Origin of the sequence: Pseudomonas sp. NPDC087185, from assembly GCF_044744955.1 — a bacterium.
GTDB lineage: Bacteria > Pseudomonadota > Gammaproteobacteria > Pseudomonadales > Pseudomonadaceae > Aquipseudomonas.
Genome location: NZ_JBIUZK010000002.1, coordinates 577050 through 589846, shown reverse-complemented (window position 1 = coordinate 589846; position 12797 = coordinate 577050). Strand labels below are relative to the sequence as shown.

The following is a 12797-nucleotide window of genomic DNA, read 5'->3' as shown; positions in this document are numbered from 1 at the left end:
ACAGGGAACGTCTGCGCTGCTGCGCCCTCCCACAGTAATGCAGGGCGAACGGCGCGCTGCCCATTCACGCTTGGAGGACGGGTTCAGATGAAAAAGATCCTGATGGTGCTGACATCCCACGACCAATTGGGCGACACCGGCAAGAAAACCGGCTTCTGGCTGGAAGAATTTGCCGCGCCCTACTACGTGTTCATCGACGCCAACGCCGACGTCACCCTCGCTTCGCCCAAGGGCGGCCAGCCACCGCTGGACCCGAAGAGCGACGAAGACGATGCCCAGACCGACGCCACCCGGCGTTTTCGCAGTGACACCGAAGGGCAGATGACCTTGGCCGACACGGTACCGCTGAGCGAAATCGACCCTTACAACTTCGACGCCGTGTTCTACCCCGGTGGTCATGGGCCGCTGTGGGACCTGGCCGAGGACGAGGACTCGAAGACACTGCTTGAAGCCTTCTATGCCTCCAACAAGCCAATTGCCGCGGTCTGCCATGCACCGGGGGTGTTCAGGCACGTCACTGCGCCGGATGGCCATTCAATCGTCAAGGGCAAGAAAGTGACCGGTTTCGCCAATAGCGAAGAAGATGCGGTCGGGCTGACCCAGGTAGTGCCGTTCCTGGTCGAGGACATGCTCAAAAGCAACGGTGGCGAGTATTCCAAGGGAGCAGACTGGGCGAGCCATGTGGTCGAGGACGGCCACCTGATCACCGGCCAGAACCCGGCATCGTCCGAGGCAGCCGCCACGGCGCTGCTCGACCGGCTGGCGCGCGGATAGCGGCCCCCACGCCATGACGCAGAATGCGCTGATCTGCGGCGCCAGCCAAGGCATCGGCTTGGCGTTGTGCGAACAATTGCTGGCGCGTGCCGACGTCGCGCAGGTATGGGCCGTGTCGCGTCACGCCAGCACCGGTGAAGCGCTGGCGGCCCTTGCTTCAGCCCATGGCGAGCGGCTGATGTGTGTGGATTGCGACGCCCGCAGCGAACAATCTCTAGCCATGCTCGCCCACGAGGTCGGCCGCCATTGCACGCACCTTGATCTGGTCATCAGTACGCTGGGCATTCTGCAGCAGGATGGCGCCAAGGCGGAGAAGGCCCTGGCGCAACTGGACCTGGCGGGCCTGCAGGCCAGCTTCGCCACCAATGCCTTCGCGCCGGTCCTGTTGCTGAAACACCTGCTGCCTTATTTGCGCCAGCAGCCTTGCACCTTCGCCGCGCTGTCGGCCCGGGTAGGCTCGATCAGCGACAACCGCCTGGGCGGCTGGTACAGCTACCGCGCCAGTAAGGCAGCGCTGAACCAGTTACTGCATACGGCGAGCATCGAACTCAAACGCATCAACCCTTCGTCCACCGTGCTGGTGTTACACCCCGGCACTACCGATACCCGGCTTTCGCAGCCGTTTCAGGCTAACGTGCCCGCTGGGCGGCTGTTCGAGCCTGCCTTTGCCGCGCAGTGCATCCTTGAACAGATTGGCCGCCATGGGCCAGCGGACAGCGGCAGTTTCTGGGCCTGGGATGGCCAGCCGATCACCTGGTGACGACTGCATCACAGAACGGCTGCCGGGTAAGCCTCGCGCAGGTTGGTCCTCAGCCATTCAATAAACCACAGCGCATCCTCGCCCAACATCTGCGAGGGTGCGAGTACCTGGTAACTTTCCAGCGGCACGCCCTGCCCCACACACCGCACCAGGCTGCCCTCATGGAGCTCCCGGCTGACCAGCACCTCGGTGGCCAAGGCTATGCCCTGCCCGCTCTGCGCCAGGTTCAGCACGATGTCGTTGCTCAGGTGCGAAGCATCGGCCTTGGCCCTCACCCTGATGCCTTGGGCGGCAAACCAGCTGCTCCACCAGTTGCCATCAAACGCAAGCCGGGGGTGAAGCCTGGCGAAGTCTGGTCGTACAACACCGGCGGGGCCTGGCTGGTGGGCCGAGTGCTGGAGAACGCAACTGGCCAGACCATCGCCAAGTACCTGGAGAACAAGGTCTGGAGCCGTTACGGCATGCAGCAGGACGGGGTGTGGCACGCGCTGGTGCCCGGCAAGGTCGACATGGGCGGCCACGGCTTCAATGCCACCCTTCGCGATTGGGGCCGGTTCGGCCAGTTCGTGTTGAGCGGCGGGCAATTGCCGGGCGGTGAAAAGCTGCTGCCGGATGACTGGATCGCCCGCTCCACGCAATGGACCCAGGCCAAAGGCTCGGTGACCGCCGCTGCGCCGAATGGGCAGTATGGCTACCAGTGGTGGTACAACGCGCCGGCACCGGATGCCAAGGCCGCACCGAAGCAAACCGCGCACAGCGACCAGACCTTCTGGGCGTTGGGCATTTTCGGCCAGACCATTGCCATCAACCCGGCCGAACACCTGGTGGTGGTGCAGTGGTCGACCTGGAAAAATGCCGAGACGCCGAGTTCGCTGTATGACGAGCAGGCAGTGTTCGTGAATGCGGTAGCCGAGGCCCTGGAGCGCGGCCAGGCGCAGTAGCCAGGGTTGCCTGTGGCTGCAGGGTTGTGGGGGTTGGCTTGCCCCACAAAGGCTGCGGTCACTCGCCACTTTTCACAGGCTATACAGCGCACGCTCGATATCGACAGCACGCCAAGCGCGCAACTCGCCGTTGCGCTCCTGCCAGTAAGCGCTCTTGCCCAACTGGTTCTGCTTGTCTGCCTCGCTGCACAGTGCCTGGCAATAGGCTTGGTAGCGAGCAACGTTTTCCTTTACGTCGCTCACATACCCTGCGCGCAATTTGAACCCGTAGTGCGGATGTTTTTCTGCGATGACTGAATCAATCACCCCACAGGTCTCGGGGGCAAGGAAAGCGGCGACTTTCGAGGCAAACGCGAAGCCCAATTGTGGCAAGTCACACAGTAGCTTCACCCCTTCACCGTACTGACGTTCGTCGAGAAGGCGCTTGGCTTTCCTGATCAAGGCAACCGCCTTGCCACGACCAAAGTGATTGATGCCGGGCCTCTGACACGTTTTCCCATTGCGTTCAAAACTGGACCCGACCAGCGCCAGCTGTACCCGGGAGAGCGCACGATTGGCTGTCGTGCGCCCAGCAGCACCTGCGTAATGCCCCCAGAAAAGGGTGCTCAGATACCCGAGCAATACCTCGTCATCCTCCGCCGAGCACAGCAAACGGGCGTGATGCGCTTCGAGTTTCGAAGACGTATCGAACGCTACCTCATGATACGACGCTACCGTGCCAGAGAGGCCGACCATTGGATATGCATAGGCGTCCCGCTTCTGTTTGAAATTCACCGACCCGACCTTGATTCCAAAATGACACTATGCCACGAACGAATTGGAAATGATCAAGGCGGCTGGTTTTATTCCACAAGAATGCCAAACATGGCCCGCTGTTCAGCGGGGCCCTGTGGTGGCGGACCAGCCCGCCGCCACAGAGGTCCAGTCAAGCCCTAGCCTTCAAAGTTGATCACCATGCGGCCCTTGATCTTGCCTTCCAGCATCTCTTCGAAGATGTCGTTGATGTCTTCAATCGGCCGCAGCGTGACTTTCGGCACCACCTTGCCTTGCGCGGCGAAATTGAAGGCTTCAGCCAGGTCCTGGCGGGTACCGACCAGCGAACCGACCACCTCGATACCGTCGAGCACCAGGCGCGGAATGTCGAGGCTCATGGCTTCAGGCGGCAAGCCTACAGCCACCAGCCGCCCACCGGCACGCAGGGCATCCACTGCTGAGTTGAAGGCGCTTTTCGATACCGCCGTGACCACGGCCGCATGGGCGCCGCCAGTCTTGGCCTGGATGACTTTCGCCACGTCCTCGGTGCGGGCATTGACCACTAGGTCGGCGCCCACCTCACGGGCAAACGCCAGTTGCTCATCGTTGACATCAATCGCGATGACCTGCGCATTGAAGACATTCTTCGCGTACTGCAGCGCAAGGTTGCCCAGGCCGCCGAGGCCATAGATGGCGATCCACTGCCCTGGGCGGATATTGGATGACTTCACTGCCTTGTAGGTGGTGACACCGGCGCAGGTGATGCTGCTGGCGGCCGCGGAATCGAGCCCGTCCGGCACTTTTACCGCATAGTCCGCCACCACGATGCACGCCTCGGCCATGCCGCCGTCGACTGTATAGCCGGAGTTCTTCACTTCACGGCACAGCGTTTCGTTACCGCTGTTGCAGTACTCGCAGTGCCCACAGCCCTGGAAGAACCAGGCCACGCTGGCCCGGTCGCCGGGCTTGAGCGAGGTGACACCCGGCCCCACCTCCACCACCACGCCGATGCCCTCGTGGCCGAGAATCACGCCGGTCTTGTCACCGAAATCGCCATTCTTGACGTGCAGGTCGGTGTGGCACACGCCACAGCACTGCATCCTCAGCAACGCTTCACCGTGCGCCAGCGGGCGCAGGGTCTTTTCCACCACGTCCACACGACGCCCTTTGGCAACAACAGCAGCTTTCATGGGTGCCTCCTTGTTTACCTGAGTGAGCTTGAATCGAAGGGTTCAGCATAGTGGTGGTTTGGCAGGAGGGCTTGCTTCAGGTCAGGGTCTGTGACGGTGAGCAGCGGCGTTTGGTAGGATGCGGGCTGACGCGCAGGAGCCTGCCCGGTACAAGGAGAACCGATGAACAAGCTAACCAAAATGCTATTGCATCAGGAGCACTGAGCATGGATTGCCCTATTCGCCTTGCGCTAGCAGACGACGCCCCTCATATAAGCGCAGTCGTGATCGCCGCGTTACGCCAGTCCAATGCCCAGGACTACGATGCCCGCACGATTGCACGCATCGAGGCTTCATTCAACACGACGGCCGTCCTCGAAATGCTCACTCGGCGGGTGGTGTGGGTGGCGGTGATCGAGGGTGAGGTCATTGCTACCGCCAGCCTTGATCATGATGTGGTCCGCAGCGTATTTGTCGCCCCGGGTCACCAGCAGCATGGCATTGGCAGGCAGCTCATGCGGCACATCGAAATGCAGGCCATTGCCCATGGGGTGGAGGGCTTGAGAGTGCCCTCCTCCATTACCGCCGAGGGTTTTTATGCGACGCTGGGCTATCGCAAGGTCCGGGATGAGTATCACGGCGGTGAACGGACCATCGTGATGCACAAGCCGCTGCGCTGACCGCTGGCGTGGCGATTCGCGCACTGAGCTCAGCTCGGCGTGCTGTTCGCCTCAGGCACCAACGCCTGCAACAAGCTCACCTTGCGCTGCAGCTGATCCACATGCGCCTTCTCCGCGCGCAGGGCCGAGCGCAGCTCCCGGTTTTCCGACTCCTGGATGCGCGCCCAGCGCATCGAGGTCTTGCAGGTGACGATCGCCTCCCACACCTCCTGGGTCTTCAGGTACTGCACCAACAACAGCACGGCGATCACCACCATCATCAGAAGGGCCGCTGCCGAGATCATATCCGTCGTAGTCATGTTCAATCCTTTTGCGAGTCTGTGTGTTTCGAAGACAGGCCAAGGATATGTAGTGATTTTTTACACGTATAGATTGTAGACTTGTACAGGTAAACAAATCACGCACATGGAAGGCCCATGAAACGTACCCAGGAAATCAACCAGGTCCGCTGGGACCTGGCACTTCGCTACCGTTTGATCGAAACCGTCGCCTGGTGGGAAGGCCGGCTGACCACGGGCCATCTGATGCAGAGCTTCGGCATCAGCCGCCAGCAGGCGTCCAAGGACATCAACACCTACATCAGCGAGCATGCGCCTGAAAACCTTACATATGACAAGCAGCTGAAGGGCTATGTACCCGGCGCGCACTTCACCCCTCGGTTCATCGATGACAGTGCCAACGCCTATTTGCAGCTTCTGAACCAGACCCACTCGCGGGCGCCGCATGTGGAAGGGTTGGCACTGGCCTACGCGCACACCAAGGTGCTGGAAGTGCCAGACCGGACCATCCGCCCCGACGTACTGCGCCCCCTGCTCAAGGCCTGCCGCAACGGCGAGGTGATTTCCATCGAGTACGTGTCGCTGCCCAACCCCACGCCGGAAACGCGGCTCATCTCGCCGCACACCCTGATCTACACCGGCATGCGTTGGCATGTGCGGGCGTACTGCGAGAAAAACCGCACGTACCGGGACTTCGTGTTGAGCCGCTTCCGCGGTGCACCCGAGTTCGAACGCATGAGCGAGAACCTGATCGACGCGGACGATGACTGGAATACGCGGGTGGATGTAGTGATCGAGCCCGACTCCCGGCTCAAGACTGAGCAGAAGGCAATCATCGAGGTCGACTTCGGCATGCAGGGCGGGGAGTTGGTGATCCCGACGCGCTGTGCGCTGGTGGGCTATGTGCTGCAGCGGTATCAGATCGACCCGAAGAAGCTTGAGCCCAAGGCGTCGGCGCAGCAGATCGTGGTGAAGAACCTGGAGGCGTTGAAGCCTTGGCTCTATGAGTGATTACTCACTAAGGCCGGCTTCATGTTGCAACGCCGTGCACACCGTCACGTTCAGGGCCACGAACTCGTCCCAGCTGTAATGCTGGGCAAAACGCTGTGCGTACAGTCGATCCACCCGGCAGATGTCAGGGCGCTCCTGGTAAATGCTGCACCCCTTCAACACCGCGTCGTAATGCTTGCACGTGCCGTCGCCACGATCCAGGCCGCGGGTTTCGGCAGACTGGTCAACACGCTGGCAGCACAAGCCGCATTGGTTGCAGGGGAACGGTGAACGCGGGGAAACCATCGTGGGCATGCAGACCTTTCAGCGCCTTGAAGCGACCAAGTTGGTAATGAATGTGCCCACGCAAGGCGTGGGCACGGTGGCTTCAAGCGTGAATCAGCGCCTGAGCGCAATCAAGCGACAGGTGCATCCAGGCCGGCTTTCTTGCCGTTGGCGACCAGGGTGACGTCCTTGATGCGTTTTTCGGTGGCCAGCACCAGGTTGCCGTCGGTGTCCAGGATCGGGGTATCGATCATGGCCTTGAGCAGCTGGGCGAACTTGACCGAACCAAACACCACCTTCTTGCTCTGGTCGGAGTAGGCACGGTAGTCGACACCCTGCTGCTCGATGACGGTTTTCAGCTCGTTCACTGCGCGGCGCAGTTGCGAGCTGACGTTGGAGAAGGTGTTGTTGGCCAGCGTGGTGACCTGGGCGATGGCGCTCAGCTTGTCGGTCAGCAGCTTGGCTTCGTCACGGATGGTGCGCGCCTGCTCCATGTTGCTGCGCGCCTTGTTCAGCGCCTCTTCACCCTTGTTGCCCAGCACGTGGCCAAAGATGGCCAGCGCAGGGCCGGCAACGATGCCACCGAGCACCATCATGCCGCCTGCCATGCCGTAGCCGCCGGCAGCCAGCGAACCGCCGCCCAGCCAGGCCAGCGTGGCGTTGGTCGCGGCCACGCCACCCAGCGAGGAAATTGCCGTGCCGGTGCTGGCGGTGGCCAGCAGCATGGTGCCGTTATAGGCACCGAAGGCCAGCGCGGCGCCGCCGCTCAGGCCAGCGCCCAGGCCCAGGCCGGCGTCCTGCAGCGCCTTGTAGTCCTGGCGCAGGCCGGTCAGGGTCTTGCTGGTGAAGTCGCCCGCATTGAGCTTGTCCAGCTCAGGGCTTTGCGACAGCTCGACGTTCTTGATGCGCTCGAAGGTGGTGATGAAATCGGCGACCACACCGTTGAATGCGCGCAGCTTGCGCTGGCCGTAGTCTTCCAGGGTGCTGTTGGTGGTCTTGCGCTGCTCTTCGATTTGCTCGTTGGCCTTGTTGACCAGGGTGCGAGCGTCTTCGTTGAGGTCGCTGGCATTGCTGTGGTCGATGGCGCCGCTGACGCCTTTGACTGCACCGTAGATGCCGGCAATGGCGGCGGCACCGATAAGCAGGGGAAGTGGCATGATGGGGTCCTTACTCAAGCACGATGGAGATGGTTTTGTTGACTTCCTTGTTCAGCACTTCCGCGCGTTCCAGGAGGTCGTCGAAGATGAAGTCTTCAAGCTTGTGGTGTTGTTGAAACTCTTTGAGCAGCGCCCATTCGATGCTGGAAATATTGCCGTCGCGCAGGGCCACCAGCAGCAGTTCGAACAGCATCACTTTCGGCACGGAGGGTTGCTCGGCCTTCTTGTCCTTGAGCAACTCCTTGAGCACGGTCTTGGCCGCCTGAACACGGGATTCCGGGCGCTCCGCCTGGGTGATCGGGAAGGTCTTGGTCACCTCGACCAGGCGTGTGCCGATGTCACAGGTGGACAGGAACATGCGCAGGGCCGGCGATACCGACGATGAAATGCCGGCAGCCTGTTCCATGTCTGCGATCAGCTCGCGCTCGTGCTCGCCCTCCTCGATCGTCAGCTCTTTCAGGTCGGTGTCGGAGGTGAGCTCGGCAGAGGTCTTGCCATCCCACAGCAGGGGTTTGTCGGAAAGCGCCAGCAGCTTTGCCAGGTCGACCAGGTGTTTTTTGTCCGGTGTGGACAGGAGCTTGATCAGCATGAACGGGGTGTCCTTGTTCCTTGGGGGAATTCTTCAGGTAAGCAATCGGTTTACAGGACCAGCGGGCTGTCGCTGTCCATGAAGCTGTCGAACTCGTCCTGCGTCTGGAACTGCAGCTTCTTGCCCAGCAGCGTGGCATACGTGTTGATTGCTGCAGCCACGTCGTCAGCACTGACGCTGCCGGTGGCGTTGATCATGGCGAACAGCTGCTGGGTTTCCTTTTGCAGTTGTGGGATTTCGCGGCGGGTGAACTCATCCAAGGCCGCCTGCTCTGCGGCAATACGCTCCCTTGCAGCGCCCTGGATCGCACGGGTACGCTCCAGCTGGGCACGGGAAAGCTCCGCACCGCGGGCAGCGTCCAGGGCCGCCTGGTAGAACAGCGAAGACAAGGTGTAGCCGATCATGCCGCCCACGGCAGCGCCGACGAAGGGGATGGGAATGGCGACCTGGCCGACGGCCGCCATCATGCTGCTGGCGAGCATGCCCGAGCCTTTTTCGCCGACTTCGGCAAGCAATTGCGCTTCGCTGATTTCGCCGGTGACATAGCGTTTGATCGAGCTGCCCAGCGACAGGCAGACGTTCACCGCCATCGCCGGCGCATTGGTGTTGGCCAGGTTGCGCAGGGTCACGTTGCCCGACTGCTGCATGCCACCTTTGAGCGCCGCACCCACAAACGCCGTGCCGTAGCCGAGCGCGCCCGCCTTGGCGGTGTCGCAGGCCAATGCCAGCGCGGCATCGGCGACGTCCTGCTTGCCCTGGGCAACCGCGAATACATTCTGCAAGGCAGAAATACTGGCGCCGACCATCGCACCGTACTTGGCACCTTCCACGCCCGCCCGGTGGCTGGTGCGCGCAATGTCCAGGGCCGTGGCCAGCTCGGGGTGCTCACGGTAGAAAATCGCGTCTTCGGTGGTCAGCCCACTGTCCTTGACGTTGTCGGCCAACTGCTCGTAGTTATCGGCGTCACGGCGCAGCTTGGCCGCGACCTCGGGCTTGCCTGCCGCGTCGACCTTGGCGGCCTGCTCGCGCAGGGCCACTGCCTTTTCACGGCAATGGGCCTCTGCGCCTTCGAACTGCTCGGACGGCAGCTCCAGCTTGACCCCACGGTAGCGGGAGAACTTGCCGTTCTCGCTGGCGATGTCGTCGAGCAGCTGGTCACGGTTACCCACGAACTTCATCTGCGACTGCGTGCCTTCGATGATCTGCCCATCGAGGATCTGCACGCGGTCCACCACGTTGTGGTTCCTGCCGTACTGGGCCAGGTCATCACTGCGCGAGGTACGCACGTTCGAACCGCTGATGATGGCCTCGGCGTTGTCACGGCTGGTGGTGGCCACCTCCGCCGAATAACCCGCCTGCTGCTTGATGTTCTGCTTGGCGTACAACGGGTCGTCGTTGACCTTGTGCTTGGCGATGTCGGCCAGGCCCTTGGCGAAACGCTGGCCGGTTTCGTTATCGACGCCGGTGAAGCCTTTGATGTACTCGGCGTTGGCGCTGCCGAAACGGCTGACGGTTTCGCTGGTGGAAAGCGCCGTCACGCTCTGGATGATGTCGCGCTGGATTTCGTCAAGGTTGTTCGATTCAACAGCGCTGGACGGCGTGGACAAATCAGACTTCATCGTTGGGTTTCCTGGCAGCCGAGGGTGTGGTTGGCAATGGAAGAAGGTTCGGCCAACGGCTGCGCATACAACGCCTGCGCCTCCGCAAGCCGGGTTCGGATGGCGTGGGCCCAGCTGTGCGGCGCCTGCAGGCGAACGTTTTCGCCCAGGCCGAACAACCACCACAGCGTCTCCTGGTCGTCGTGCACAGTGGCGCGCACGCGCTGCCACTCGGTGCCCTGCAGCGGTTCCAGGCGCTGGTCTGGCGCCAGCGGCGTTTCGCTCAACAGCCAGGCAATTTGCGGGGAAACGTCGACGATCAATTCGACGCGCGCGACCGGCCCCGGGCTGTTGAACCCGCCACCCTGGAGGTAATCATCGATATCGAAGCCTTGTGCCGCTTGCGCCGCAGCCTCCAGGCAGGTGACTTGCTGGATACGATGCAGCGCGAACTGGCGGGCATCGCTGTAACCGTCGACCACCGCAATCAGGTAGCTGATGGAGTGACGCGCGACGATACCCACCGGGTGCAGGCGCAGCGTCTTGGGTTGGCCCTTGCTACGGCTGAGGTACTGCACCAGCAGCTGGCGCCTGTCGAGCAGCGCATCGGCGACCTGCGACCAGATGGCGGGGTCCACTTCGGCAGGCTGCAGGGCCTTGCCGTTGGGCACCGTACGCACGCAGTCGGTCCACTGCGCCAAGTGGTTATGCTGTAGCGCCTTGAGCTGGCGGTGCGCCAGATCGAAGTGCGGTATCAGCAGCTTCATTACACTGGGCGGCATCAGTTTGCCCAGGTGGCTCTGGGCTAGAACGAACGCCAGCGCAGTGGGCGTGTCCAGCGCCGGGTAGTCGAAATACGGGGTGTTGCTGGGGAAGCTCCAGCGGTAGGGCTTGCGGCTTTCATCGCAGAGCAATGGGAAGTCCAGCGCCAAACGCCCGGCCAGGTCGCGTTGCAGGGTGCGGGGGTCGAAGTCGAAACGTTCACGCTTGAGGCGCTCGAACAATTCGCTCGTGGTGATGCTTTTTGGCTCGCGGGGGATGAGCCGCAGCAGGGCCAGATGCCTAAACAGCCTGTCTTTGGGGTCTGACATGCAACCGTGCTCGATCAACCTTGATGAGGGTTCGCTGGCGTCATATACCCGGCGAACGGTCCGTTGATGGCTTTTTAGCACTATCCGGAATTTACCGCCAGTAGCAAAAAGCCATACATCCAAATGTGCGGCGCCGGGTTATGCAGTGTTGCGCCCACGCTCGCGTTCCAGCTCGCGCTTGAGGTCGTCGACTGTCTGGCTTTTTTTCATCAACAACACGCCAACGACCAGGCCGATGGCGAAGCAGGTCAGTTCCTTCATGGGTGGGTTCCTTGGAGCGGGATGGGACGAGGGCCATCCTGAATCAAGGCTGCGACATTCTGTGTCGCTGCGGGCGTGGATTTTGGCCCACGTAGCCACTTCAGCCTTGCTGGCTGGTGAGTAAAGTCATATTGACATCACTCTGGGGCCAGGCAGAATTGCTGAAATGGCAATCAAGCGAAGCTGCCCTGCGGCTGCTTCGTCAGGCCGAACAGGGAGAAAAAACCATGGATCTGGTGCAGGCCCGCACCTTGTTGAGCAAAGCTCGGCAACATCAACAACCGGTCTACGAACGGAGCATTTTCGCCCTCGGTGGCCGTGGCTATTACGAGAACCCCACGACGGATTTGCTGGCGTTTTTCCTGGACCCCGGGGAGATACATGGCTTCGGCGATTGTTTCCTGCGGGCCTTGCTTGGCTGTGTTTGCCCGCAACCGCTGCCTGAGCCCACGCTGGCAATGCCACCTCAACGCGAAGTCAGCACCCTGAACGGCAACCGGATCGATCTGCTACTGCAAGGTGACAACTGGTTCCTGATACTGGAAAACAAGATCCTGCATAGCCAGGTGAACCCCTTCACCGACTACGAACTCCACGCCGCAAACCTGAGCAACAACAACTCCCTACGCCCCTACTTTGCTGTGCTTTCGCCGTCAGGCAAAAGTGCGAGCGCCAAGTGGGTCGGGCTGAGCTATGCGACCTACATCACGGCCTTGCGTGAGGCGCTTGCCCCTCACATGGAACAGCAGGCTCTGAACAAATGGCAGGTATTGGCCGGGGAGTTCCTGCTGCATCTTGAAAACATCACCGTGGAGCGTTCAATGAGTGACGACAGCATCGATTTCGTCTTCGAAAACCTGCCGCAGATCAACGCCCTCGGCAAGCTGCGCGACCAAGCGTTCGAGGCGCTGAACAGCAAGATTCTTGCCCGCCTCGAAGCAGATATTCCCGGCTATGTGCCTTACACCCGGCGCCACACCTGGCGCGACGGGCCAACCCTTCGCTATGCCTGCAACGATTGGGAAGAGTATTCCGATGTGGTGGTGTTCTTCGATTGTGGCCAACCCTCGTTGCGGCCCACCGTGCGGGTGTACTTGTGCAATGCAGATGAGCGGCTCAAGGAACAAGGGCGGCAGCTGTTTACCGCGACCACTCAGCCACCGTGGAACGAAGGCAAGTGGGTGATCGGCTTCGAATGGGACCTGAAGACTTTCGATGAACACAGGCTGATCGATACCGTCGTTGAAAAGATGAAATTGCTCATGCATTTCGAGATGAATGTACGACCACGCTAAAGGCTGACAGTTCGTCGCATCATCCACACCGTGATGTGGTGATAGACCTGGCTCCGTTTCGCACCCTGCATGCTGATTACCGCACTGGAGTCCAGATGTGGAGCCACGGCTCTTGCTACCCACTACCTTGGTAAGACACCGCTAGGTAGTGGGCTGCCCCCTTGGCAGCGGCTAAA

At 61.3% G+C, this 12797-nt stretch carries 16 protein-coding genes; 6 read left to right on the top strand and 10 right to left on the bottom strand.

Going from position 1 to position 12797, the window contains the following annotated elements:
- Positions 1 to 87: 87 nt before the first annotated feature.
- Positions 88 to 774: a type 1 glutamine amidotransferase domain-containing protein gene (locus tag ACIPIJ_RS08230; RefSeq protein WP_401074780.1), complete on the top strand. Its 687-nt coding sequence runs from the start codon at positions 88 to 90 to the stop codon at positions 772 to 774.
- 13 nt (positions 775 to 787) lie between these two features.
- Complete coding sequence (locus ACIPIJ_RS08225) at positions 788 to 1534, top strand: SDR family NAD(P)-dependent oxidoreductase (RefSeq protein WP_401074777.1); 747 nt, start codon at positions 788 to 790, stop codon at positions 1532 to 1534.
- A gap of 8 nt (positions 1535 to 1542) precedes the next feature.
- Here the strand turns inward: ACIPIJ_RS08225 and ACIPIJ_RS08220 are convergent, their stop codons facing one another.
- Entirely contained in the window at positions 1543 to 1815 is a 273-nt protein-coding gene (locus ACIPIJ_RS08220) for a LysR substrate-binding domain-containing protein (RefSeq protein WP_401075731.1), read from the bottom strand.
- A 54-nt stretch (positions 1816 to 1869) separates the two neighbouring features.
- On the opposite strand from ACIPIJ_RS08220, the gene ACIPIJ_RS08215 reads away from it, so the two are divergent.
- A complete protein-coding gene (locus ACIPIJ_RS08215; protein ID WP_401074775.1) occupies positions 1870 to 2475 on the top strand; it encodes a serine hydrolase domain-containing protein in 606 nt (201 codons plus the stop codon).
- Between the two features lie 72 nt (positions 2476 to 2547).
- On the opposite strand, the gene ACIPIJ_RS08210 is transcribed toward ACIPIJ_RS08215, so the two are convergent.
- Together ACIPIJ_RS08210 and adhP are read right to left on the bottom strand one after the other, a co-directional pair.
- Positions 2548 to 3249, bottom strand: a complete 702-nt coding sequence (locus tag ACIPIJ_RS08210) for a hypothetical protein (protein ID WP_401074773.1) — start codon at positions 3247 to 3249, stop codon at positions 2548 to 2550.
- A gap of 158 nt (positions 3250 to 3407) precedes the next feature.
- Positions 3408 to 4418 carry an alcohol dehydrogenase AdhP gene (adhP, locus tag ACIPIJ_RS08205; protein WP_401074770.1) on the bottom strand — a complete coding sequence of 337 codons (1011 nt, stop codon included), beginning with the start codon at positions 4416 to 4418 and terminating at the stop codon, positions 3408 to 3410.
- A gap of 206 nt (positions 4419 to 4624) precedes the next feature.
- Here adhP and ACIPIJ_RS08200 point away from each other — a divergent pair, with 206 nt between their 5' ends.
- Positions 4625 to 5077: a GNAT family N-acetyltransferase gene (locus ACIPIJ_RS08200; protein ID WP_401074767.1), complete on the top strand. Its 453-nt coding sequence runs from the start codon at positions 4625 to 4627 to the stop codon at positions 5075 to 5077.
- Between the two features lie 29 nt (positions 5078 to 5106).
- Here ACIPIJ_RS08200 and ACIPIJ_RS08195 read toward each other — a convergent pair whose 3' ends face one another.
- Positions 5107 to 5376 (bottom strand): hypothetical protein, encoded by a 270-nt coding sequence (locus ACIPIJ_RS08195; protein ID WP_401074764.1) that lies wholly within the window; start codon positions 5374 to 5376, stop codon positions 5107 to 5109.
- 117 nt (positions 5377 to 5493) lie between these two features.
- Between ACIPIJ_RS08195 and ACIPIJ_RS08190 the strand changes: the two genes are divergently transcribed.
- A complete protein-coding gene (locus ACIPIJ_RS08190; protein WP_401074761.1) occupies positions 5494 to 6366 on the top strand; it encodes a helix-turn-helix transcriptional regulator in 873 nt (290 codons plus the stop codon).
- On the opposite strand, the gene ACIPIJ_RS08185 is transcribed toward ACIPIJ_RS08190, so the two are convergent.
- The 6 genes from ACIPIJ_RS08185 to ACIPIJ_RS08160 form a co-directional block, all read right to left on the bottom strand.
- Complete coding sequence (locus tag ACIPIJ_RS08185; protein ID WP_401074758.1) at positions 6367 to 6660, bottom strand: YkgJ family cysteine cluster protein; 294 nt, start codon at positions 6658 to 6660, stop codon at positions 6367 to 6369. It abuts the gene before it with no gap.
- Positions 6661 to 6761: 101 nt separating this feature from the next.
- On the bottom strand, positions 6762 to 7787 hold the full coding sequence (locus ACIPIJ_RS08180) for a hypothetical protein (protein ID WP_400794641.1): 1026 nt from the start codon (positions 7785 to 7787) through the stop codon (positions 6762 to 6764).
- A 10-nt stretch (positions 7788 to 7797) separates the two neighbouring features.
- Positions 7798 to 8376 (bottom strand): hypothetical protein, encoded by a 579-nt coding sequence (locus ACIPIJ_RS08175; protein WP_401074755.1) that lies wholly within the window; start codon positions 8374 to 8376, stop codon positions 7798 to 7800.
- Between the two features lie 50 nt (positions 8377 to 8426).
- Positions 8427 to 9995: a hypothetical protein gene (locus ACIPIJ_RS08170; protein ID WP_401074752.1), complete on the bottom strand. Its 1569-nt coding sequence runs from the start codon at positions 9993 to 9995 to the stop codon at positions 8427 to 8429.
- Entirely contained in the window at positions 9992 to 11065 is a 1074-nt protein-coding gene (locus ACIPIJ_RS08165; protein ID WP_401074749.1) for a helix-turn-helix transcriptional regulator, read from the bottom strand. Before ACIPIJ_RS08165 ends, ACIPIJ_RS08170 begins: the two co-directional genes overlap by 4 nt.
- Before the next feature lie 138 nt (positions 11066 to 11203).
- Positions 11204 to 11326, bottom strand: coding sequence for a hypothetical protein (locus ACIPIJ_RS08160; RefSeq protein ID WP_401074747.1), 123 nt, complete (start codon positions 11324 to 11326; stop codon positions 11204 to 11206).
- 131 nt (positions 11327 to 11457) lie between these two features.
- Between ACIPIJ_RS08160 and ACIPIJ_RS08155 the strand changes: the two genes are divergently transcribed.
- Positions 11458 to 12621 carry a PD-(D/E)XK nuclease family protein gene (locus ACIPIJ_RS08155; RefSeq protein ID WP_401074744.1) on the top strand — a complete coding sequence of 388 codons (1164 nt, stop codon included), beginning with the start codon at positions 11458 to 11460 and terminating at the stop codon, positions 12619 to 12621.
- Positions 12622 to 12797 lie beyond the last annotated feature (176 nt).